The following is a 23,187-nucleotide window of genomic DNA, read 5'->3' as shown; positions in this document are numbered from 1 at the left end:
ACGCTTCGTGAGCACGGTATTTCGGGTCGCGCCGCGGGTCAGGGTGCGATGCAGATTTCGCCGACGTTCGTCATGACCGATGATCAGGTCGCGGAGATGGCAGCAGGGATCCTCGCAGCCCTCGGCTGAAGTCAGCTGCGGCGCCGGAAGAATTTCTCGATTCGGCGCCGCACAGCGTTGGGTGCAGGTTCGAGTTCCAGAACCTCTTGTTCCGACTGCTTGGCGTAGGCCTGGGTGTACCGCTCGTGCAGTACCGAGCGAATTTCGTCCGGAGAGTAGGCCCGACGCTGGCGTTCGCCGCGCGCAACGAGAACCCCGGTGGCGGCAACGCCCATTGCACCGGCGAGGCCGACCAGTTTCCAAACGTGCGAGGCGCGCAGAGGAGTACGGAGTTTCATCCCTCTACGCTAGAGGCATGGACCGACGATTGCTTTCGCAGGTGAGTCTCGACGAGGCCGCTGCGGCGACCCGCACGGGCGACATCTGGATCTTCCGTGGAGAGTCGACGGCGGATCGGGCCATTCAGACACTGACCAACAGTCCCGTCAACCACGTCGGAATGTCGGTCGTGATCGACGACCTCCCGCCGCTGATGTGGCATGCGGAACTCGGTCACTCGCTGCAGGACATGTGGACCGGACGCTTCCAGCGTGGTGTCCAACTGCACGATCTGCGATCGGCCGTTCAGGTCTGGGGCGCCAAGTACGGGCAGCGTGGATGGTTGCGCCAGCTCGACCACGAAGTCACCCGGGAGCAGGAAGACGCTCTGCTCGAGACGATCGCGCGGCTGGACGGTACGCCTTTCCCGTCGACGGCCAAGCTTGCTTCGCGCTGGTTCGGAGGCCGAATCCCGAAGCTGCGCAAGAAGTCCGACGTATCGGCAGTGGCCGTCGAGAGCGCCTACTGCGCCGAAGTGGTTGCCAAGACCTATGAAGCGATGGGTCTGCTCGTCGGCAATCGTCGTGTCAACTGGTTCGACCCGGGCAAGTTCTGGAGTGGAGATCAGTTGCCCCTCGCGCCGGGAGTTGCGCTCGGTGACGAGATCTCGGTATCACTGAGTGCACGTGACCTCGAGGCCGGACGCAATCCCGCCGGGTACTCACAAGGTTCGTGACGGCTCGGCGACGACGCGGCCGCCGACTTCGAGCCAACCTTCCGGAGAGAAGGTGGTGTGAAGCACCGATCCGCGTCCCTGGGTGATGAGCAGTGATTTCCTCAATCGGTCCGTGATGCGCAGCGCTGCAGATCCGGTTGCCTCGTCCTCGGCGATTCCCATCACCGGTGCGAACATGCGTGCGCGGATGGCAGCTTCGAGCTTGTCCTGCCACGCCCACAGATACGAATGATCCGCCTCGTAGTCGGACGGATCTGCGTCGATGACGTCGTCCACCGTGTCCATCGGATAGATCGCGAATTCCGGTGCCCATTCGGCACGCGCGCGTACCCACGTCAAAGCGCCGGATTGGCGGACGTCGACACTGCCGGCAGGAACGTCGAGGGCGCTCACGCGACGGCCCTGTTCGCCCAGCCACCACGTGGCACCGACGGTCGGGTGTCCGGCGAAGGGGAGTTCTGCTGCCGGAGTGAAGATCTGGACCCGCGCACGCGAGGCGCCGTCATCCGGAACGTCGATGAAGATGGTCTCGCTGTAGTCGAGTTCCTTCGCGACGGCTTGTCGATCCGATTCTGCAACCGTGGACGCGTCGACGATTCCCAGCGGATTCCCGTGCTTGCCGTTCTCGTCCGTGAAGACCCGGACCACACTCACCTCGATACCCATCGGTCCACCCTAGCGCGCGAAAAGCCCTCCCCACCTTCACGGTGGGGAGGGCTCGTCGAACTGCACTCAGGTCCGAGTGATCAGACCTGTGCGGCAGAGAGGATCTCGTTGGCTTCGACAGCCTGTGCGACGCCCGCGACGATGGAACCGGCGCGGATCGCTTCGAAGATGACCTCGCGGTCGACACCTTCCTGGCGGAGGGTGTTCTCGTGAGCTTCGAGGCAGTGGTTGCAGCCGTTGATCGCGGACACTGCAAGCGACCACAATTCGAAGTCGGCCTTGTCGACGCCCGGGTTGCCGATGATGTTCATCCGCAGGCCGGCACGAAGGTCGTCGTACTTACCGTCGAGGTAGCCCTTGGTGCGGTAGAAGACGTTGTTCATGCCCATGATCGACGCTGCGCCGAGAGCGGCGTTGTATGCCTCTGCCGACAGGTTGTCGGCAGCCTCGGAAGCAATCTCCTTGAGCGTGGACGCAGACTTGGTGGCTGCGGCCGTTGCGAGGAGCGTTCCCCACAACTGCTGCTCGTTCAGGACCGTCGTGCGCGCAATGGAACTCAGGTTGAGCTTGAGGTCCTTCGCGTACTCGGGAAGCGAGTTCTTGAGGTTCTCGACGCTCATACTCAGACGCTCGCAGTCAGGAGCTCGCCGGCGTTGATGGTCGGGTCGCCCTTCTTCCAGTTGCATGCGCACAGCTCGTCGCTCTGGAGAGCGTCGAGGACGCGGAGAACCTCGTCGACGTTACGGCCGACGGAACCGGCTGTGACGGAGACGAACTGGATCTCGTTGTTGGGGTCGACGATGAACGTCGCGCGGTCTGCAACGCCGTCGGCGTTGAGGACGCCGGTGGCCTCGGCAAGCTCGCGCTTGAGGTCCGAGAGCATCGGGAAGGGGAGGGTCTTGAGCTCTTCGTGCTGTGCACGCCACTGGAAGTGCACGAACTCGTTGTCGACGGAAGCGCCGAGAACCTGAGCATCACGGTCTGCGAACTCTTCGTTGAGCTTGCCGAATGCAGCAATCTCGGTGGGGCACACGAAGGTGAAGTCCTTGGGCCAGAAGAAGACGATGCGCCACTTGCCTGCGTAGTCGTCACTGGTGACGGTGGTGAAGTAGTCATCGGGCTGCTGGGCATCGACCTTGGACAGGTCGCCGCCGATGACAGCCGTGAGGTTGTAAGCGGGGAACTGGTCGCCGATTGTGAGCAGAGCCATGTGTCTCATTCTCCTACGTGTCTCGTGAACAGGAATTTCTTGCGCACACGATCCGGCTGTTCGGACTGTGACGGCCGAACGTGCTGGATCGAGAGGGTTTGTCACCGTCAGCGGGTCGGACGGTTTCGACTGGAGTGTCGAGGTTGTGACCGGCGCTTTTTGGTATGAGTCCATTCTGCATCAAACCGTTCAAAAGGTAAAGGTGATGGGTGGCACTACACTGATAGGCATGTCTGATCAGACTTATCAACCTTCCTTGTCACAGCTGCGTGCCTTTGTGTCGGTGGCCGAGTACCGGCACTTCGGTACTGCCGCAGCGCGTTCCGGTGTGAGCCAACCCACACTGTCGCAGGCGCTGGCAGCTCTCGAGGCGGGACTAGGGGTCAAACTGATCGAACGTAGTACGCGGCGCGTGCTCGTGACCGCGGACGGACAGCGCTTGCTCGGTCAGGCCAAGCAAATCCTCGAGGCTGCCGACGGTTTCGTCGCGAGCGCGGCCGGCTCCGGCGACTCTCTGACCGGACCGCTACGCATCGGGTTGATCCCGACCGTTGCGCCCTACATTCTTCCGGGGTTGTTGCCGGAGCTGCGCGAGAAGCTGCCGTCGTTGGCGCCGCAAATAGTCGAGGATCAAACGGCGCGCCTACTCGATGCACTGCGATCGGGAGCGCTCGACGTCGCGGTGTTGGCGCTTCCTGCCGGAACACCTGGCCTGGTGGAAGTTCCTGTGTACGAAGAGGATTTTGTGATGGTCGTGCCGAACGATCATTCCTTGGCCGGACGTGTCGATCTCACGGCGGACGTGCTCGACGCGCTGCCGTTGCTCTTGCTCGACGACGGCCACTGCCTGCGTGACCAGACGTTGGATCTGTGCCGTTCGGTAGACGCCCATCCGCTTGCCGGCGACACGCGGGCTACCTCTCTCGCGACAGTCGTGCAATGTGTGGCCGGGGGACTCGGGGTGACTTTGGTCCCGGAATCGGCTGTTGCAGTGGAGGTTCGACGCGGGGACTTGTCGACGGCGCGTTTCGCTTCGCCAGCTCCAGGTCGCACGATCGGCGTCGTGTTCCGCTCGTCGAGTGGCCGAGCAGAAGGATTCCGTCAGCTGGCCGAGCTGGTCCGTTCGGTCAGCCCGACGGTTCCTCGATGACGTAACTCGTTCGACGTCGACGTGAAAGCTAGTCGAGAGAGCCTTCTTTCACGGCAATGACCGCTCCGGGATTGAGAATTCCCAGCGGGTCGAGCGCATCCTTGACCTTGCGATTGAGGGCCATGACGTCTTCACCCAACTGTGACGGCAGCCAGTCGCGCTTGAGTCGACCCACCCCGTGTTCGCCGGTGATCGTGCCGCCGAGCGCGATGGCGAGATCCATCACCCGTCCGAATGCGATCTGTGCGCGTTCGGACATGTCCGGGTCTGCGGGGTCGAAGACGATGAGCGGGTGGGTGTTTCCGTCTCCGGCGTGCGCCACCGTGCAGATCAGGACGTCGAGGTCGTCTGCGATGGCTTCGACCCCGGTTACCAGCTGGGGGAGTGCGCGCATGGGAACGCCCACGTCTTCGAGAAGCAGACTTCCCATCGCGAGCACGGCCGGGAACACCGCTCGCCGTGCCGCCGCAAAAGCGTCACCTTCGGCCTGGTCATCGGTGGCGAATACTTCGGTGGCTCCGTTGTTTTCGCACGCCTGAACAATCGTCTCGATTTCCAGCACGCCTGCCGCGCCGGGTGCGTCGGACTGCGCGAGCAGTAGTGCGTGAGCCTTGCGGTTCAGACCCATGCGTACCGAATCCTCGACAGCATTGATACTGGCGTGATCCATGAACTCGAGCATCGCCGGACGCATGTTGCTGGTGATCGCCAAGACCGCGTCGGCAGCTTCTTGTACCGAGTCGAACGACGCGACGACGGTTGATGCGGGCGGCTGCGCGGGAATCAAACGCAACGTGATTTCCGTGATGATGCCGAGAGTGCCCTCGCTGCCCACGAACAGTTTGGTGAGTGAGAGTCCGGCGACGTCCTTGAGAAGGGGACCTCCGAGGCTGACAGCTGTACCGTCCGCCAGCACGACCCGGAGTCCGAGAACGTAGTCGGTGGTAACTCCGTACTTGACGCAGCAGAGCCCGCCGGCGTTGGTGGCTGCATTGCCGCCGATGGAACAGATCTCGAAGGACGACGGGTCAGGTGGGTACCAGAGTCCGTGCTCTGCGGCGGCTTTCTTGACCTCCGCATTCATCAAGCCGGGCTGAGTAACCGCCACCCGGGCGACCGGGTCGATCGTGATCTGTCGCATTCGCTCGGTGCTGACCACGATGCAACCGTCGACGGCGCTGGATCCACCGGAAAGGCCCGAGCCGGCACCTCTGGGAACCACCGGAACGCGGTGGGCGGTTGCCCATCGCATCACGGTTTGGATGTCTTCGGTGCACGTAGCGCGAACCACGGCAGCTGGACGGCCGGCGGTCGGGTCGGCGGCCCAGTCCTGGCGGTAGCCCGCGGTCACGTCCGGATCCAGCAGGACGGCTCCCTCGGGGAGTGCCGCTACCAATTCGTCGAGGGCTGAAGAACTCGCGGGAGTCATACTCTCATCATGCTCGACGGAGTTCGACGATGCGCCAATTCGCGAGACCACAGCCCGAGTCTGTCGCGCCTGATCAGTTCAGCGTTGTCCGGCAGCGATCCTCCGAGTTGCCAGTTGAAGCCCTAGCGGCCCTTCTGCTTTCCGGAGAACCGGCCACCCGAACTCTTGGTCCCACCGGACTTCCCGCTGCCTGATTTGCCGCCCGCCTTGGCCTTACCGGAACCGGCGTTGCGTCCGGATATGTTCTTCGCGGTGCCGGCGCCCTTAGCTTTCTGCCCGTTCTTGGCAGCTTCTGCGCGACGCTCGCGGGCCGCGATCTTGGCCTTGACGGAGCCCTTGATCTTCTCGGCCGGCTCGCCGTTCCGTCCGCGGGAACTCTGTGCCGTTCGGCCCCGCACGATGCCGATCAGTTCCTCGACCAGATCTGTGGTCTTGGACTCCATCCATGCCAAAGCCACAGGAGCCTCGGGCGCACCGTCCACCGGACGGAAGGTCAGGTCCTTGCGATGGTGGAACCGCGCCAGCGAATGGGGAACCACGACAACTCCGACGCCGGCGGCCACCAACTCGATGGCGTCGGCGATGGTCGCTGGTCGCTCGGCGGCGGTCTTTCCGGGACGGGTCGGCCAGTCGAGTCTGTCGTCGAGAGGATCGAGCACTATCTCGTCGGCCAGATCGTCGACGGAAATCTGATCGACAGTAGTGAATACGTGATCTTTCGGTACCACCACCACCGGGGTTTCCGCGTACAGCGAGATGGCGCTGATGCCGGTCCGGTCGATCGGCAGTCGAACCAAACCTGCATCTGCTTCACCGGCGCGAAGTGCAGCTTCGAGTTCGAGAACCGGGAACTGAACAAGTTCCAGACGCACCTCGGGGAGCCGCTCGTGCCACACCCGGACCCACTTGGTGGGCGTCACCCCCGGGGCGTACGCGAGTCGAAAAATTGCCTGACTATCCGCGTCTGTCACCAGGCAAGGCTACCGCCTTGGTAAAAGCACCCGTATCGGCTGGTTACTCTTGTTGCATGACGTCGAACAAAACTCCCCAGACGATGAAGCCGACGACGGCTGCCAAGAAGCTGGGTGTGTACCTGGAAGCAACACCTGCGCAGTTCCAGGAAGGCGACGTGACTCGTGACGAGCTGACCGCTCTGCAGACCGATCCGCCGGAGTGGCTGCTGGAGCTGCGACGCACCGGACCGCACCCTCGCCCGGTCATCGCAGCCAAGCTGGGCGTATCGATCGCCGGCCTGGCCCGCGGCGGCGTCGAAGAAGCACTCACCACGGATCAGATCGCCGCACTCCTCGAAGAGAAGCCCGAATGGCTCGAAAAGGAACGCGCTGTTCAGGCCGAGGTGCGGGCCGAGAACGTTCGCATCAAGGAAAAGCGCGCTGCTCGCCGCAACCAGCCGCGGAAGGCTCGAAGGGGCTGACGCCCCCTGTGCGCCTTTTTGGTAGCGCCGACTACCAGAAAGGCGCACAGGCGCTAGCCTTCTACGACGCTCAGCTCGTCGAACACGATTTCACCCGCGGCATCCGATTCCGGGATGTCGACGACGGCAAGCAGTGCCCATCCGTGATCGCCCTCCGGATCCTCGAGCACCTGCCGCACCCGCCAGAACTCACCCTCTTCGGTGACCTGGAAGAGCGCCGGCCCGCGCGCCGATGGCCCGGTTCCGATTGTTGCGTACTCCTCGAAGTACGGGAGTAGTTGCTCTTCCCACTCGGCGGCGTCGATACCGTCCTCGAGGTTTTCCAGCTCATTCCACTGCCGACGCGACGCGAGGTCGATGCGTCGGAACATCGCATTGCGCACCATGACGCGGAATGCGCGCGGGTTCGCCGAGATGGGACGGGGAATGTCGGCGCCGAACGCAACCTCTTCCGTATCTGCCTCGGCTCCGGGGTCGGTGAGTGACTCCCATTCGTCGAGCAGGCTCGAGTCGACCTGACGGATCAGCTCGCCCAACCACTCGATGATGTCTTCGAGTTCCTCGGTGCGCGCTTCCGCCGGGACGGTCTGTCGCAGCGCGCGGTAGGCGTCGGCGAGGTAGCGCAGGACGAGGCCCTCGGACCGGGTGAGTCCGTAATGGCTGATCAACTCGGCAAACGTCATGGCGCGTTCGATCATGTCGCGCACCACGGACTTGGGGGAGAGGGCGAACTCGGTGATCCACGGGTGGCCACCCCGGTACATTTCGAAAGCCGGGAACAGCAAGTCCGACAACGGTTTCGGCCACGTAACCTCTTCGAGGAGTTCCATGCGCTCCTCGTACTCGATGCCGTCGGCCTTCATCTGCGCAACCGCTTCGCCACGAGCGAAGTGCTGCTGCGCCATCAGAACCTGACGCGGATCGTCGAGCGTCGACTCGATGATCGAGACGACATCGAGTGCGTAACTGTCGGATTCGACGTCGAGAAGTTCGAATGCCGCCAAGGCGAACGGTGAGAGTGGCTGGTTCAAGGCGAAGTCGCGTTGCAGGTCCATCGTCAACCGAGCCATGCGGCCGTACTCGTCGGGTTCGTCGAGGCGTTCCACGATGCCGGCGCTGAGCAATCCGCGATACAGCGAGATCGCTTTGAGGATGTGCTTGCGCTGCGCCGGACGCGATTCGTGGTTGTCCTCCAACAGGTGCCGCATCGCGTCGAAGCAGTTACCCGGGCGGGCAATGACATTGAGCAGCATCGAGTTGCTGACCGAGAATCGCGACACCAACGGCTCGGGCGATGCGGCGACCAAGCGATCGAACGTCGCTTCGCTCCAGGACACAAACCCCTCGGGAGCCTTCTTGCGTTGAATCTTCTTGATCTTCTTCGGATCGTCGCCGGCCTTGGCGACTGCCCGCAGATTCTCTACTTCGTGTTCCGGTGCCTGGACGACGACGGTGCCCATCGTGTCGTAGCCTGCACGACCCGCGCGACCGGCGATCTGATGGAACTCGCGGGCTTTCAGATGCCGAGTGCGGACGCCGTCGTACTTGGCCAGACCCGTGAGCAGCACCGTGCGGATCGGGACGTTGATGCCGACGCCGAGGGTGTCGGTACCGCAGATCACCTTGAGAAGCCCGTCCTGTGCGAGAACTTCGATGAGCCGTCGGTACTTGGGCAGCATGCCCGCATGGTGAACGCCGATGCCGTGCCGGACCAGGCGGGAGAGTGTTTTTCCGAACCCGGTGGTGAAGCGGAAACCACCCAGCGCCTCGGCGATCGCTTCCTTCTCTTCTTTGGAACAGAAATTGACGCTCGTCAGTGCCTGGGCGCGTTCGAGGGCGGCGGCCTGCGTGAAATGCACGATGTAGACGGGGGACTGGTTGGTGGTCACCAGATCTTCGATGGTTTCGCCGACCGGCGTGGTCGCGTAGGAGAACATCAAAGGCACGGGGCGTTCTGTGCCGGAGACGACGGTGGTGGGTTTCCCGGTACGCCGCGTCAGATCTTCGGAGAAGAAGTCGACTTCACCGAGAGTTGCCGACATCAACAGGAACTGGGCGTGCGGCAACTCGATGAGCGGAACCTGCCACGCCCAACCTCGATCGGGTTCGGAGTAGAAGTGGAACTCGTCCATCACGACCTGGCCGATATCGGAGTTCGGGCCCTCGCGCAGTGCAAGATTCGCGACGATTTCGGCCGTCGCACAAATGATCGGCGCCGACGAGTTCACGGCGGCGTCGCCAGTCATCATGCCGACGTTCTCGGCACCGAAGACCTCACACAGTGCAAAGAACTTCTCGCTCACCAAGGCCTTGATCGGCGCTGTGTAGTACGTGCGCTTGCCGAGCGACATCGCATAGAAATGCGCGCCGATCGCCACCATCGATTTGCCTGACCCGGTCGGCGTCGCAAGGATCACGTTTGCACCCGAGACCAACTCCATGACGGCCTCTTCTTGGGCCGGGTAGAGCGTCAAACCTCGTTCGATGGTCCACGAAGAGAAGGCGTCGAAAACGGAATCAGGATCCGCGTTGTCGGGGAGAAGTTCCGTCAGCAGCACTCGTACAGGCTAGCCGCAACCGTGGATCAGGTTGCGCTTCGCTCGTCCGAGCCCATGGCGTCGAGCACCGCCATGCGGGTGGACGACGTTCCGGTGATGGTGTTCTCGCCGACCCCGGAGATCAGCATGTGGCGCCAGCGAGCCTCGTCGAAGACGAGTGGTGCGGTGCTGGAAAGAAAATCTTCGACGATCTGCAGGAAACGCATCGGATCGTCGCGGAACGGGAAGTGGCCCGAGCCGCGGAAGACTTCGAGGCGTGAGTTCGGCATCGCCGCGTGCGCGAGATGAGCGTGGGAGACGGGAATGACGGAGTCGTCGTCGCCCCAGATCAGTTGAACCGGCAGATTCTCGGTCAGATAACAGCGGTCGAGCATCGTGACGACCTGTCCGCGCCAGTCCACGACGGCCCGCAGCGTACGAAGGTAGGCCTCGTAGGCAGTGGGGTCGGGGAGATCAGCGAGCACGCGAATCAGGTCCGGTGTGTCATGCAACATGGTGCCGGGACGCAGATTTGAACCGTGAACTACGCCGGCAAGGTTCCCGGCCATCCGGACGAGCGGCATCGCACCAGGTATCCGGAGCAGCTTTACCACCTCGTTGACCACCGGAACGGACATGAGGCGCAGCAGCGGATGGACGTCCTTGGTGACGCCACCGGCCGAGACCAGCACGAGGCGATCCACCATGTGTGGGAATTGGTAGGAGAACTGCATCGCTACGCCGCCGCCGAGCGAGTGCCCGATGACGGTGACGTGCTCGATGCCGAGCGTCGACAGAAGATCCCGCATGCCGTTGGCGTACGCGGCTACCGAGTAATCCGCGCGTGGCTTGTCGGAACGGCCGTGACCCAACAGGTCAGGTGCGATGACCGTGTACTTCTTGGCGAGGTGGGGAATGATCTCGGTCCACGTCGACGAGTTGTCGCCGATTCCGTGCAGGAGCAGTACCGCCGGACCCTCGCCGGCTATCCGAAATGCGCGTCGGTAGCCGTGAATCGTCCGGAACATCATCCGCGGTTCCTCGTCGGGGACCGGTCGGAGCTGACGGTTCCGTGGTCTGCTCATGTCGCCTCCTGGCTCGGAGTGTGACCACGTTGACTGTCTGCTCCAGTTGTTGAGCCGTCAACGAAAATCACACAGAGTTTGAGGCTATCCGACGGATGTGTCCTGAACAACAGCCCAGGTAACGGAGGGGTTGCGGAATGCGCACAATGTCGAATTATGCGCCCCGCCCGTCACATTTTCGTCAGTTGTCGCCTCGATCGAGGTCTCCAGCTGAGCCGAAGTCGTCATTTCCTGCCTGTTCGGCCAGGAACTTTTCGAACTCTGCGCCGATCTCGTCACCGCTGGGAAGGTCGGCCTCGCCGGCCAGAAGGGACGACTGTTGTTCCTGAGCGGCGACAAAAGTGTCGTATTGACGCTCCAAAGCGTGGACTACAGTCTGAACTTCTTCGTTCCCGGCTATGTGCTCGTTAACCTGTTCCCGAACGCGCGCCGCGGCCTCACCCAGTGCAACCAAGGGCAACTCCAGATCCGAAACCTCGGAAACGTTTTCGAGCAAAGTTTCTGCGGCGCCGGGGTAGTCCGTTTGCGCGAGGTAGTGGGGGACATGCACCGAAAAGCCCATCGCCTCGTGCCCGTGCTGAGACATACGAAGCTCGAGCAGTGATGATGCGCTGCCGGGAACCTGCAGTTCACCTGACCAACGCTGATGGTCCTGGATCAGGTCCTTGTTGGTCGAATGTGCTGTCACACCCAGCGGTCGGGTGTGCGGGATTGCCATCGGAATCGCGTTGAGCCCGATGGTTCGACGCACTCCCAACTGTTCGGACAACAGTCGAACAGCTGTGGTGAACCGCTCCCACTTGAGGTCCGGTTCCATCCCTGCGAGCAGCAGGAACGGCGTGCCGGCCGTATCGCGCAGTGCGTACAGATTGAGCGCCGGAGCGTCGTAATCGGAGAAATGATCGGCCTTGAACGTCATCGTCGGCCGACGCGAGCGGTAGTCGATCAGCTCGTCGACAGCAAACGACGCGACAAGCTCGGTCTCGAGGCTTTCGCGCAGATGCGTCGTCGCCAACTTCACGGCGTGACCGGCGTCGGAGTAACCCTCGAGTCCGTGAATCAGGATCGGTCCCTGGCCGTCGGCAGCCGCCAACTGGGGCGCCGGAAATTCCAGCTCGTACATCCTCGACTGTTCGTCCATCGCAGTCCCCTTCGCTCTTCGGTCTTGATCTCAAGTGTCCACTATCGGCGCACGCTCGACAGCATCGGAGTCAGGTGCCCGACAGCACTGGATCAGACGTTCATCGGTAAGAACACCGAGTCGGTGACCGATCATTCCCGATCCGACGAGACGGGCGTTCGCCGAGAGCGAAGCTGAGCGGTATCTTTCGACACTTGGCCTGGGCGTTCGCTAGATGTCGGGTGCGCGGCTTCGGACATGGCAGAGTGGAACACAAGGTCGGCACGGCTGATTTGTCCGAAATGGATTGGTCGATTGTCGGGATCGGTCGAGTGCGGAGGCTTACATGCGGGTGTGTCCACGATCGTCCAGGCGAGTGGCCGCATGCTCACTTGCTGCGGTGGCCGCCGTTGCACTACTCGCGGGCTGCTCCGGGTCGGTCCAAGGAGCACCCGTTCCGGACTCCGCGCCGGCGACTGCCGGTGCGACCGACAGCGGCACGGCGGCGCCGAGTGCGACGGCTGCACCCAAATCCTCGACGCCGAAATCCACCTCTCCGAAAACGGCGGCACCGCTGTCCGAACTGCTGCTGACTCCCGAGGAATTCCCCGAGCCCTTCGGCGCTGTTGTGCTGCCCCCGCAGGCCGTTCCGATGGCAGCGCCGGATCTAGTCGGCGTCCCGCGCGGTGCCACCGTCGATCCGTCCGAATGTGAGCCACCGGAACAGGATTACGGTCCGAACGGGACCGTGATGGCGGTCGGGACCGACAACGCGACGAGGGCAACGATTTCGGTTGAACTCACGAAGGTCGATGCACCACTGGACGAGTTGGAAGCGCAAACTCGGCAGTGCCCGTCCATGACTGTCACTGCGAACGGCGTCACTACGGCAGTGACGACGGAAATTCTTCCGCCGTCGCCGATCGATGCCGACAAGACGATGTCACTTCGCCGCACTGTCGTGTCCCCCAAGGCCACAGCCGGTGATCAGACGATGCTGACCTTGATCGCGCAGGTCGGCGACGTACGGGTGGCGACAACACTGATGACGTTCGGTTCTGCGACGCCCTCGACGGCACCGCTGGATCAAGCGTTCACTGCAGCCGTGCAGAAGGTCAAAGCAGGCAAGTGATTTCGCAGCACACAGGTACGACAAGTAGCGGAGCTGCTCGGTGCGGCGCGGTACTTGGTCCCCAACAAATGCGGTAATCCACAGACGAGTTGGACGCAGCTGTTTTCCCTGGTCGAGCAGACGGCCGGGTCAGGGTGATCAGCGACGGTGTGTGCATGACGACATCACCTCTTCCGGGAGAATTCGAATTCTCCGACGACGACCTTGCCGCCCTTCTCGGATGCGTCGAACGCGTCTCCGATCCAGGCGAATTGATCGCGGCAATACCCGCACTCCTGGGCTTCCACCCGTCCAACTCTGTGGTTGCGCTGTCTCTGATGGGCGCCTCCGCCTCGACGCTCGGACCAGTGATGCGGCACGACTACTTTCCCAGTGTCAGGGGAAAGCCCGCGAGGCAGATGAGCGCGGCGCTGCGCCAGTTCGCCGCCGTCTGTGACGGGGAAGGCGCGCGTGCGGTCGTTCTCGTGGTGATCACCGATTGCTCGGCAGCTGAAACTCTGATCGATGAAACCATCGAGCTGGCCGAGGTATTCGAAGACATGCTCGGCGGAACCTGCGTCGAGCTGGCCGACGTATTGTGCACGGCCGCAATAGAATCTGGCCAACCGTGGACGAGCGTCATGCGTTCGATTCACCGCGGCACCCTGCCAGACCCGGCATCTTCGTCGGTTGCGGCAGCACAGGTGTTGGGCGGGAGGGTCATTCGCCGTTCGCGTGAGGAACTGGTCCGGTGGGTACACGGCGCCGCTCGCAATCACGACACGATTGCCCGACTGATCGCGAGCCGACGAGAGTCGAGCGCGCACAGAGGGGGACCGAGCGGTGAAACCGCAGTTCAGCGCCGGATCGATCTGGTGTTGGAACACGTCCGCCGTGTCGAGGCAGGCGCTCACCGCCCTGACCCGCAGGAATGCGCCGATCTGGTGGTCGCATTGACGGACGTACGCGTGCGCGACGTGGTGCTGGGATTGGCGATCACGTCCGTTGCGGCACATGCTGAGCAATTGTGGCTCGTGCTCACCCATGAAGTACCGTCGCCCGAACGAGCTTGGCCGGCAACACTTCTCGGCTTCTTTGCTTACGTGCGTGGCGACGGCCCTCTGGCAGGTGTTGCGCTGTCGGCCGCACTGTCGGCCGATTCGGAACACACCTTGGCGGGATTGCTGGATCTATCGCTGCAATCCGGTGTGCGCCCCGACGGAATCCGTGACCTCGCGGCCGTCGGATTGTCCATCGGGGAATCGCTCGGAATCACCGGCTTGCCGCCGGCACTGCCGAGTGGAAGCTAGCGAGCAGCGTGTGAGCGGTCGCCCAGATCCTGGAGGAACTGCCATGCGTCGGCGACGATGACGTCGAGATCGGTACGCGTGGGCGTCCAACCGAGCTCGGCAATCGCCTTGTCGCTCGATGCGATCAGTACCGCCGGATCACCTAGCCGTCGTGACGCGTCCTCGACGTTGATCGGCAGGCCGGTGACCCGCGCACAGGCGGCGATCACCTCGCGCACGCTGAAGCCGGCACCGCTTCCGAGGTTGTAGATGCGGTGCTCGCCGGGAACCGAGGATTCGAGCGCCAGTAGATGTGCTTCGGCGAGGTCCAGCACGTGGATGTAGTCGCGTACCGCGGTTCCGTCCGGCGTGGGCCAGTCGGTTCCGAAGACCGAGATCTTGTCCCGCTGTTCGAGCGCGACCTGCAGGACGAGTGGAATCAGGTGGGTTTCGATCACCCGGTTCTCGCCGGCGGACTTGTACGCACCTGCGACGTTGAAGTAGCGCAAGCTCGTCGCACCGAGGCCGTGGGCGATCGAGTACGAGGTGATCGCATGATCGATCGCGAGCTTGGTCGCGCCGTACGGATTGGTGGGGCGGGTCGGAGCGGTCTCCACGATGGGGGACTGCTCCGGTTCGCCGTACGTAGCTGCGGTGGACGAGAACACGAGGCGCGGAGTACCGGAGACACGGATCGCCTCGAGCAACTCGATGGTCGTGACGACGTTTCCGCGCCAGTACTTTTCGGGGTGCAGCACCGATTCGCCGACCAGCGACTGCGCCGCGAAGTGAAGCACACCGTCGAAAACCGGTGAACCCGCACTGCCGAGGACGTCGGCAGCAAGCGCTCCCACGTCTCCTTCGATGAACTCGGCACCGGCAGGCACCGCGTCGGCATTTCCGGTGGAGAGGTCGTCGATGACGACAACCTCGTGTCCACGCTCGAGCAACACAGTGCTGCACACACTGCCGACGTAACCGGCGCCGCCGGTGACCAGGAGTTTCATCTACTTCCTCAGACCTGCTTGACCTGAACGGCGTGAGCCATTTCCTCGGACAGGTCGAACCCGCTGTGACCCGGCACGATGATCGTCACCGAGCCCGGACGGGTTTCGACCGTCACCCTGGCGTCGGGAACGACGCCGGCGTCACGCAGCTGCGCGATCACCTCGGGATCGGACTGCACGTGCTCGGCCAGTCGCCGAACGACCACAGCTGTCTGTGCGCCGTGCGGAATATCGGTCAGGCGCACCAATGTTTCGGTGGTGGCAACCGGGCCGTCGAGTCCCAACTGGTCCAAGCCCGGAATCGGGTTGCCGTAGGGCGACGTCGTGGGGTTGTTCAGAACGACGACGAGCCGACGCTCGACCTCCTCGCTCATCACGTGCTCCCAACGGCATGCCTCGGCATGTACGTCTTCCCATTTGAGACCGATGACGTCCACCAGCAGGCGCTCTGCCAACCGGTGCTTACGCATGACAGAGATCGCGAGATCGCGACCCTTGTCGGTGAGTTCCAGATGTCGATCGCCGGCGACCATCAGCAAGCCGTCACGCTCCATACGCGCAACAGTCTGGCTGACGGTGGGTCCGCTCTGTTCGAGCCGTTCGGCGATCCGCGCCCGGAGTGGGACTACGCCCTCTTCTTCCAAGTCGTAGATCGTCCGGAGATACATCTCCGTGGTGTCGACTAGATCCTTCACACTCAACCCCTTCGTCAGTTGATCATTCTACCGTTCAGTTCGTGGTTCCGGTGCCGCCTCCACCGCGGCGAGTCCAGCGCGTGTCCGAATTGGATTCGTGTCACTCGATCTCGGTCTCCGAAGCGGGCCACGAGTGTGGTGTGCAGCACGAAACGAGAAGGAAGTAGCGTGATCCCATGACCGCGTCGATCAGATCTGACGGGGACCCCGCGGCGTCTCGAGCGAATCGAGTCGTGGTGTGGAGTCCGGAGTACCTGAGCTATCGGTGGAGCGCCGATCACCCGATGAATCCCACTCGCCTCGATCTCACGATGGCACTCTCGCGAAGCCTCGGACTTCTCGAGGGCATCGAATTTCTCGAACCGAGTGCCGCGTCCGATGCCGACCTCCTCAGAATCCACACACCGGCATATCTTGCAGCGGTCAAAGACGCGGGTAACTCTGCGAACAACGGTGTGAGCGGCCAGGATGTTCCCCACGGGCTCGGTACCGAGGACAACCCGGTCTTCCCGCACATGCACGAAGCCAGTGCGATCCTCGCCGGCGGCTCGCTGGCCGCAGCGCAGGAAATCGCTTCGGGACGTACGAGGCGCGCGGTCAGCATCGGCGGCGGCATGCACCACGCGATGGCGGATTGGGCCTCTGGATTCTGCGTCTACAACGATGCGGCGGTTGCGATTTCGTGGCTGCTCGACAACGGCTACGACCGCATCGCCTACATCGACGTCGACGCTCACCACGGCGACGGAGTGCAACATGCGTTCCTCGGGGACCCTCGGGTGCTCACGGTCTCGCTGCATCAGCACCCGGCAACCTTGTGGCCGAACACCGGATGGTCGAGCGAAGTCGGCGACGGGGCCGCCGAAGGTACGGCGGTGAACATCCCGGTGCTGCCCGGAACCGTCGACGCGTTGTGGCTGCGTGCATTTCACGCCGTCGTCCCGGGAGCCATTGCAGCCTTCCGCCCGCAGATCATCATCAGCCAGTGCGGAGTCGACTCGCACCGCGAGGACCCGCTCGCGGATCTCGCCCTCACCGTCGACGGTCAGCGCGCCGCGTTTTTGGCGATGCGTGACCTCGCCGACCGCTACTCCGAGGGGCGGTGGCTGGCAGTCGGAGGCGGGGGATACGGATTGGTGCGCGTCGTGCCGAGGGCATGGACTCACTTGATCGCTGCAGCGCTCGATCGCGAGATCGACGTCGACACCGCTGTCCCGGAAGACTGGAAGGAATCGACGAAGCTGCGAGCGCCGAGCGTCGACCTCCCGCCGACCATGGGGGACGGCGGCGATGTCGCCTACACGCCGTGGGACGGCCCGGGTGGTACACCGGAGACAGGTGTCGCCTCGGTGGACCGTGCACTCACCCGTATCGACTCGGCGATCATCGCGACACGTCGCGCTTCGTTCCCGCTACTCGGACTCGACCCGGAGGATCCCCGTGACTGAACAGTCCGATACCGAAGCTGCCGGCGGCGAGGCGAGCGGCCAGGCGCCGAAGACCGACCCCGCTCACACCTATCCCCATTCCTGGGTAGTCGATGTTCTCGCCTCCGACGGCGGAGCGGTGGCGTTGCGACCCATCGTTCCCGAAGACGCGGACAAGCTCGTCGAATTCCACGGCAAACTCTCCGAGCGCACCCGGTATCTGCGCTACTTCGGCCCGTACCCCACGATGTCGGCGCGCGACGTCAAGAACTTCACGACGGTCGACCACCACAACCGTGTGGCGTTCGTGATGATGCTCGGCGACGAGATCATCGCGGTGGGTCGATACGAGCGACTGCTCGACGTCGGTGACGGAAAGTCTGCCGAGGTCGCCTTCGTCGTCGCCGACGCACACCAGGGGCGCGGCCTCGGCCCGATCCTGCTCGAGTACCTGGCAGCGGCAGCGGCCGAGAACGGTCTGACGATGTTCGTCGCCGAGGTCCTCTCCGAGAACCGCAACATGGTGACGGTGTTCCGTGAGGCGGGGTATCAGGTGAGCCGCTCTTTCGACGGTGGCGTGCTGAGACTCGAATTCGCGATCGACCCGACGGAAGCGCTTGTTTCAGTACGCAATTCGCGTGAGCGGGCAGCTGAGGCCCGCAGCATGGGAAACGTGCTCAGCCCGCGATCGGTGGCGGTGATCGGCGCATCAGCGGACCCGGCCAAAGTGGGTAACGCGGTGTTGACCAACCTGCTGCGCGGCGGATTCACCGGACCGGTCTATCCCGTCAACGCGGAGCATCGTTCGGTACACGGCGTTCGGGCATATCCGACGGTTCGTGACATCCCCGACGACGTCGATCTCGCCGTCGTGGCTGTACCTGCAGAATCGATCAATTCGGTACTCGACGACTGCCTCGACAAGGGCGTCAAAGCGCTGGTGGTCGTCTCGTCGGGCTTCAGTGAGAGTGGTCCGGACGGGCGCTCGTCCGAACGCAAACTGGTCCATGCAGCGCGCGCTCACGGTATGCGCCTCATCGGCCCGAATGCGCTGGGTGTCGCGAACAACGACCCGGCGATTTCGTTGAATGCGACGCTCGCGCCGGTCTTGCCGGTGGCAGGCAACGTCGGCTTCTTCTGTCAGTCCGGCGCGCTCGGTATCGCCATTCTCGACGAAGCCGCTCGCAGCCGAATCGGATTGTCCGCCTTCGTTTCCGCCGGTAACCGTGCGGACGTCTCGGGTAACGACCTTCTGCAGTACTGGGATTCCGACCAGTCCACCGAAGTGGTCCTTCTCTATCTGGAGAGCTTCGGCAACCCACGGAAGTTCTCTCGCATCGCGCGTCGAGTTGCGCGGAAGAAGCCGATCGTCGCGGTGAAGAGCGGTCGGCACGCGGTTCCGCCGGTGCTCGCCGCCACCGGAGTCGAGATCGACGATTCGATCGTCCGCGCCCTCTTCGAACAGGCGGGCGTCATTCAGGTCGGGTCCATTTCACAATTGTTCGACTGCGCCTTGCTCTTCGGATACCAACCGTTGCCCGCCGGCCCCCGGCTTGCGGTCATCGGCAACTCGACCGCGCTCGGTGTCCTCGCTGCGGACGCGGCCCGCAGTGAAGGTCTGCAGGTCAGCGACCCGGTCGACCTCGGCGCCCAGGCGAGTCCGGAACTCTTCGCCACTGCCGTGCGCGACGCTTTGGCGTCGTTCGACGTCGATGCCGTCATCGCCGTCTTCGTTCCTCCGGTCGCCATTCCGGTCGAGCCGTTCGCGAAAGCACTCAAGGACGCCGTCGCAGGCTCGGACAAGCCGATTCTCACCACGTTCCTCGCAGCTGAGGGTGTGCCGGACGTCCTGGCAGTTCGTGACGAAGTCGGTAACCCGACCCGCGGTTCGGTGCCGTCCTACCCGGGGCCGGAGCGTGCCGCCCTGGCGTTGGCGAGGGCTTGGCGATATGCGGAGTGGCGCAGCAAGCCTGCGTCGAAGGTGGTTCGCCCCGTGGGTATCGACTCCGAGCGAGCCCAGAAGATGGTGGCAGATTGGCTTGAAAACTCTCCTGGCCGTTGGCTTTCAGATGTGGAAGCGGCGGCGCTGCTCGAGTGTTACGGGGTCGCCGTCGTCGAATTCCGTTCGGTCCTGAGCGAAGACGAAGCAGTAGAGGCAGCGGATGCTGTCGGCTACCCGGTCGCGGTCAAGGCAACCGGCGAAATGTGGCGACACCGACCGGATCTGGGCGGCGTCAGGCTGGATCTGAGTGGACCGGAATCGGTGCGCCTCGCTTACCGAGATCTTGCGGCCGCGTCGGGTGAACCGCTGCTGCACGTGCAGAAAATGGCAACCAAGGGCATCGGATGTGTGGTTGGTGTCCAAGACGACCCGTCGTTCGGTTCGCTGATCTCGTTCGGGCTTGCCGGTGTGATCTCCGATCTCCTCGGTGACCGTGCCTATCGCGTACTGCCTCTCACCGAGGACGCTGCTACGGAATTGATCGACGCGCCCAAGGCCGCGCCGCTTCTCTCCGGATACCGCAACGCCGTTCCGGTCAACAAGGGTGCGTTGGTTGATCTAGTTCAGCGCATCTCGGCGCTGGCCGACGACATTCCCGAAGTCCGCGAACTGGCCTGTGAGCCGGTACTCGCTTCGGCTACCGGCGCGGAGATCACCGATTCACGTGTCCGAATCGGACCTGAGCCGAGCGCAATCGACCTGGGGCCCAGGCGGCTGCGGTAGACACAGCGAACAACACCGGCCACCGCACATTCCCGAGGGGGAGGGAAGTAGCGGTGGCCGGTGCTTTGTGCGGTGCGTCAGCGCGAGTGGTGTGGCGCGCTGACGCACGTGCTGTGTTGTTTGATCAGCTCGCGTAGGACCGCAATTTCTCGGCGCGATCGCCGACGCGGAGCTTGCCCATGACCTCACGCTCGATCTGACGAACCCGCTCACGCGAGAGGCCGAAGAGCTTGCCGATCTGATCGAGGGTGCGGGGCTGGCCGTCGTCGAGACCGTAGCGAAGTCGGATGACCTGCTGCTCCCGCTCGTCGAGCGTCCCGAGCACGCTGCGCACATCGCTGTGCAGCAGACCGGCGATGACGGCGTTCTCGGCCGAGGTCGCCTCGGAATCTTCGATGAAATCGCCCAAGGGCGCTTCTTCGTCGTTGCCCACAGGCATGTCCAGGCTTACCGGGTCGCGGCTGTGGTCGAGCAGGTCGGCAATCTTGTGCGCCGGGATGCCCGACTCTTCGGCCAACTCGTCGTCCGTGGCTTCTCGCCCGAGCTGCTGGTGCAGTTCGCGCTTGATGCGGGCGAGCTTGTTGACCTGCTCCACGAGGTGGACTGGGAGCCGGATGGTGCGGCTCTGATCAGCCATTCCGCGGGTGATCGCCTGACGGATCCACCAGGTGGCGTACGTCGAGAACTTGAAGCCCTTGGCGTAGTCGAACTTCTCCATCGCACGGATGAGTCCGAGGTTGCCTTCTTGAATCAGATCGAGGAGCGGCATGCCGCGGCCGGTGTAGCGCTTGGCCAGCGACACGACGAGTCGCAGGTTCGCTTCCAGGAGGTGGCTACGTGCCGACTGTCCCTCGCGAACGATCGTTGCGAGATCCCTCTTCTTGGCGACTGTCAGGCGCTTTCCCGTGGCAAGGACGTGGCTGGCGTACAGCCCCGCTTCGATTCGCTTCGCCAGTTCGACCTCGTCTGCTGCTGTCAGCAGTGCAGTACGACCGATCCCGTTCAGGTAGACGCGGACCAGGTCTGCGGCCGGGCTCTGGGCGTCCAGATCTGCGGCGCTCGGACGAATGCGAGTAGTGGTGCTGGGGCTTGTCATGACTTGCCTCCCTATCGGCGGTCTCTCACACAGTTCAACGTGTGAGAGTTCCGGGAAAGTTCCCGTGCCGATTTCCGCTAAATCGCCGTGACCTGCAGTTATTTCCCAGTCGTCCTGAGAAGTTGCTGAGAACACAAAAATCTGCAACTCACCGGGAACTCAGTTCGTGACGGGAAGCACCAACCCGTGTCGAACCAGCGAGACCATCATTGTGACGACGGCCTCACGTAGCTGGTTCGGGTCTTCGCCGTTCGCCGCGGCAAGAAGTTCGATCAATTCGTCGACCACCAGTCCATCCGCTCGGAGTCCGGCCAACAGCGCAGCACCGAGCTCGTCGATCTCGTGCTGCCAGTGCGGTCCGTTGCCGCGGTGCACACGCGTGACCACTTGTTGCCATCCCTCGTCACCGGGGAGGTAGACGCGTTCGAGAGCCGTGTCCGGATCGAGGACGAAGCGTTCCTCGAGGACGTCGTGTTCACGCAACCAGGCAAGACGGTCGAAGTAAGCGAGCGCCTCGGCCCCGAGCGGGTCCGAGAAGCCGTGCATGAGGTCCTCGGCCATCAGGTCGGTGGGGGAGTCGGTGCGGCGAAGGAACACGAAACCGAAGCCGACGCCCTCGACGTCGGATTCTTCGAGGTGATCCAGCCAGGCGTTTGCTCTCGATGCCGTTTCAGGATCTCGCGGATCCTGCCCGCCGTCCTTGAGCCACGTACCGACGTACAGAGCCGGATCCGCGACATCGCGCTGGACCACCCAGGCATCGACGCCGTGGGCCGGCAGCCACGACGCGATCCGCGACCGCCAGTCCTGGCCTTCGACGTGCACCCAGGACGCCAGCAGAGCTGCCGTGCCGCCGGGGTTCAGGTAGTCGATCGATTGCGAGATCATCAATTCGCTCGCACCGTCGAGATCGAGGCCGGAATCGCGGTACGTGTGATGGACGCGTGCCTCGCCGACGACAAACGGCGGATTGGCGACCACCTGGTCGAAGGTTCGACCCTCGACGGGTTCGAACCAGGACCCTTGAAGGAGTTCGACGTCCAGTCCGTTGAGGGCCATGGTTGCTGCCGTGAGGTCGACAGCGCGTTGATTGATGTCGGTTGCGGTGACCGAATCGGCGTACGTGTTCGCGTGCAGGGCTTGGATGCCGCATCCCGTACCGAGGTCGAGCACGCTGCCGACCCTCGCGGTGGGCGTGGCCTGCAGCAAGGACAGTGACGCATGCCCGACGCCCAGCACATGATCGGCCGTGGCCTTCTTGGGACGGATTCCGCCGTCGAGATCCGAGATCACCCAACGATCGCCGTCGCCGACGTCGATGGGGCGAAGATCCACCGCGGCCCGCACGAGCGGATTCTCACTGTCGAAGTTCTCACCTTCGAGCAGACCGGCGTCGACGCACTGCGCGATTGTCAGCGGAGCCAGCGCCGCGGCGACGTCGCCCGCCGGGCAGTCATCGGCGAGAAGGAACAGTCTGATGAGAACGCCCAGGTCCCCGAGTTCTCGGGTGGCGCGGCGCACGGGCACCGGCTCACTTCGACCGAGAGCAGCGTGAACTTCGGGACCCAACGCCTCGAGCATGGTTCCGGTGTCGAATCGATTGCGAAGCAGAGCCTCACGCAGCGCAGGGGTGATGGACAGGAGCGTTTCGCTTCTCACCCTGTCATTCTCGCAGGCGGAACTTGTCAGCCTTCGATGGTGTGGTGCGTCGCGGATTCGATCTCGCCTGCGGTCTTCTTTCGTCCGTCGTATCGACTCGGTTCGTCCTTGGTGCGCGGTGGTCGGTCGTTGGCGATCAGGACGGCGATCCAGGGAAGCGGAATGGATGCACCGATGATGAGCATCGAGATCCAGGCGTTGGCCCAGATGCCGTACGCGATCGCCGCGAGGATCAACGCCGGGAACCGGAAGGACATGATGATCATGTACTTGCGCACTCGGGCTTTGTGCTGTTCTTCGACGGACTGCTGCGCTTCGGTGATCAGTACGGGATTGTCGGGAGTCCCGGCCTCGTCGGACCTGCCGAACGCGCCATTTCGTGCCATGACTCCACTGTTCCACTCTCGGCCGACAATTGCACACGACCCGTGG

At 63.4% G+C, this 23,187-nt stretch carries 21 protein-coding genes and 1 pseudogene; 8 read left to right on the top strand and 14 right to left on the bottom strand.

All coding sequences use genetic code 11. The features are described from left to right. A pseudogene (locus tag ATN38_RS33045) lies at positions 1-129 on the top strand (aspartate aminotransferase family protein); the annotation flags it as partial. A gap of 2 nt (positions 130-131) precedes the next feature. Here the strand turns inward: ATN38_RS33045 and ATN38_RS32430 are convergent. Then, complete coding sequence (locus tag ATN38_RS32430) at positions 132-398, bottom strand: hypothetical protein (protein WP_042919958.1); 267 nt, start codon at positions 396-398, stop codon at positions 132-134. Between the two features lie 17 nt (positions 399-415). Here ATN38_RS32430 and ATN38_RS32425 point away from each other — a divergent pair, with 17 nt between their 5' ends. After that, positions 416-1,114, top strand: coding sequence for a hypothetical protein (locus tag ATN38_RS32425; protein WP_003942163.1), 699 nt, complete (start codon positions 416-418; stop codon positions 1,112-1,114). Here the strand turns inward: ATN38_RS32425 and ATN38_RS32420 are convergent. From ATN38_RS32420 to ATN38_RS32410, 3 genes are all read right to left on the bottom strand, one after another. Continuing rightward, on the bottom strand, positions 1,100-1,780 hold the full coding sequence (locus ATN38_RS32420) for a PhzF family phenazine biosynthesis protein (protein ID WP_003942237.1): 681 nt from the start codon (positions 1,778-1,780) through the stop codon (positions 1,100-1,102). The two genes, ATN38_RS32425 and ATN38_RS32420, sit on opposite strands and share 15 nt — an antisense overlap. An 80-nt stretch (positions 1,781-1,860) precedes the next feature. Then, positions 1,861-2,400, bottom strand: coding sequence for a carboxymuconolactone decarboxylase family protein (locus ATN38_RS32415; protein ID WP_003942122.1), 540 nt, complete (start codon positions 2,398-2,400; stop codon positions 1,861-1,863). 2 nt (positions 2,401-2,402) lie between these two features. Then, positions 2,403-2,990, bottom strand: coding sequence for a peroxiredoxin (locus ATN38_RS32410; RefSeq protein WP_003942119.1), 588 nt, complete (start codon positions 2,988-2,990; stop codon positions 2,403-2,405). A 229-nt stretch (positions 2,991-3,219) separates the two neighbouring features. Between ATN38_RS32410 and ATN38_RS32405 the strand changes: the two genes are divergently transcribed. Then, entirely contained in the window at positions 3,220-4,140 is a 921-nt protein-coding gene (locus ATN38_RS32405; RefSeq protein WP_042920013.1) for a hydrogen peroxide-inducible genes activator, read from the top strand. Between the two features lie 28 nt (positions 4,141-4,168). Here ATN38_RS32405 and ATN38_RS32400 read toward each other — a convergent pair whose 3' ends face one another. Further along, positions 4,169-5,569, bottom strand: a complete 1,401-nt coding sequence (locus ATN38_RS32400) for an FAD-binding oxidoreductase (protein WP_030536896.1) — start codon at positions 5,567-5,569, stop codon at positions 4,169-4,171. Between the two features lie 122 nt (positions 5,570-5,691). Further along, positions 5,692-6,540 (bottom strand): LysR substrate-binding domain-containing protein, encoded by an 849-nt coding sequence (locus tag ATN38_RS32395; RefSeq protein ID WP_003942255.1) that lies wholly within the window; start codon positions 6,538-6,540, stop codon positions 5,692-5,694. A gap of 56 nt (positions 6,541-6,596) precedes the next feature. On the opposite strand from ATN38_RS32395, the gene ATN38_RS32390 reads away from it, so the two are divergent. Beyond that, positions 6,597-7,004, top strand: a complete 408-nt coding sequence (locus ATN38_RS32390) for a DUF5997 family protein (protein ID WP_007732807.1) — start codon at positions 6,597-6,599, stop codon at positions 7,002-7,004. Positions 7,005-7,057: 53 nt separating this feature from the next. Here the strand turns inward: ATN38_RS32390 and ATN38_RS32385 are convergent, their stop codons facing one another. The 3 genes from ATN38_RS32385 to ATN38_RS32375 all read right to left on the bottom strand — a co-directional run bounded on the left by ATN38_RS32385 (position 7,058) and on the right by ATN38_RS32375 (position 11,767). Further along, positions 7,058-9,562, bottom strand: a complete 2,505-nt coding sequence (locus ATN38_RS32385; protein WP_065455676.1) for an RNA helicase — start codon at positions 9,560-9,562, stop codon at positions 7,058-7,060. Positions 9,563-9,588: 26 nt separating this feature from the next. Then, positions 9,589-10,626 (bottom strand): alpha/beta fold hydrolase, encoded by a 1,038-nt coding sequence (locus ATN38_RS32380; RefSeq protein ID WP_007732813.1) that lies wholly within the window; start codon positions 10,624-10,626, stop codon positions 9,589-9,591. Between the two features lie 181 nt (positions 10,627-10,807). Next, a complete protein-coding gene (locus tag ATN38_RS32375) occupies positions 10,808-11,767 on the bottom strand; it encodes a proteasome assembly chaperone family protein (protein WP_003942198.1) in 960 nt (319 codons plus the stop codon). 355 nt (positions 11,768-12,122) lie between these two features. Here ATN38_RS32375 and ATN38_RS32370 point away from each other — a divergent pair, with 355 nt between their 5' ends. Together ATN38_RS32370 and ATN38_RS32365 are read left to right on the top strand one after the other, a co-directional pair. Next, on the top strand, positions 12,123-12,878 hold the full coding sequence (locus ATN38_RS32370; protein WP_116056793.1) for a sensor domain-containing protein: 756 nt from the start codon (positions 12,123-12,125) through the stop codon (positions 12,876-12,878). 155 nt (positions 12,879-13,033) lie between these two features. Then, positions 13,034-14,167, top strand: a complete 1,134-nt coding sequence (locus tag ATN38_RS32365) for a DUF4192 domain-containing protein (protein WP_037126687.1) — start codon at positions 13,034-13,036, stop codon at positions 14,165-14,167. Here the strand turns inward: ATN38_RS32365 and galE are convergent. Then, positions 14,164-15,153, bottom strand: coding sequence for a UDP-glucose 4-epimerase GalE (gene galE / locus ATN38_RS32360; RefSeq protein WP_003942257.1), 990 nt, complete (start codon positions 15,151-15,153; stop codon positions 14,164-14,166). The two genes, ATN38_RS32365 and galE, sit on opposite strands and share 4 nt — an antisense overlap. Positions 15,154-15,161: 8 nt before the next feature. Beyond that, a complete protein-coding gene (locus ATN38_RS32355; protein WP_003942150.1) occupies positions 15,162-15,848 on the bottom strand; it encodes a metal-dependent transcriptional regulator in 687 nt (228 codons plus the stop codon). A 176-nt stretch (positions 15,849-16,024) separates the two neighbouring features. Between ATN38_RS32355 and ATN38_RS32350 the strand changes: the two genes are divergently transcribed. Beyond that, on the top strand, positions 16,025-17,296 hold the full coding sequence (locus ATN38_RS32350) for an acetoin utilization protein AcuC (protein WP_003942159.1): 1,272 nt from the start codon (positions 16,025-16,027) through the stop codon (positions 17,294-17,296). Continuing rightward, entirely contained in the window at positions 17,289-20,000 is a 2,712-nt protein-coding gene (locus tag ATN38_RS32345; RefSeq protein WP_030536893.1) for a bifunctional GNAT family N-acetyltransferase/acetate--CoA ligase family protein, read from the top strand. The genes ATN38_RS32350 and ATN38_RS32345 overlap by 8 nt, the downstream gene beginning before the upstream one ends. 124 nt (positions 20,001-20,124) lie before the next feature. Here the strand turns inward: ATN38_RS32345 and ATN38_RS32340 are convergent, their stop codons facing one another. The 3 genes from ATN38_RS32340 to ATN38_RS32330 all read right to left on the bottom strand — a co-directional run bounded on the left by ATN38_RS32340 (position 20,125) and on the right by ATN38_RS32330 (position 23,141). Then, positions 20,125-21,096 carry a sigma-70 family RNA polymerase sigma factor gene (locus tag ATN38_RS32340; protein ID WP_003942639.1) on the bottom strand — a complete coding sequence of 324 codons (972 nt, stop codon included), beginning with the start codon at positions 21,094-21,096 and terminating at the stop codon, positions 20,125-20,127. A gap of 159 nt (positions 21,097-21,255) precedes the next feature. Continuing rightward, positions 21,256-22,755, bottom strand: a complete 1,500-nt coding sequence (locus tag ATN38_RS32335; protein ID WP_058038713.1) for a class I SAM-dependent methyltransferase — start codon at positions 22,753-22,755, stop codon at positions 21,256-21,258. Positions 22,756-22,781: 26 nt separating this feature from the next. Continuing rightward, complete coding sequence (locus ATN38_RS32330) at positions 22,782-23,141, bottom strand: DUF3099 domain-containing protein (RefSeq protein WP_003942638.1); 360 nt, start codon at positions 23,139-23,141, stop codon at positions 22,782-22,784. Between the last annotated feature and the right edge of the window lie 46 nt (positions 23,142-23,187).

It is taken from the genome of Rhodococcus sp. FH8, from assembly GCF_019266085.1.
GTDB lineage: Bacteria > Actinomycetota > Actinomycetes > Mycobacteriales > Mycobacteriaceae > Rhodococcus_F > Rhodococcus_F qingshengii.
This window is presented reverse-complemented; position numbering and strand designations above follow the sequence as displayed.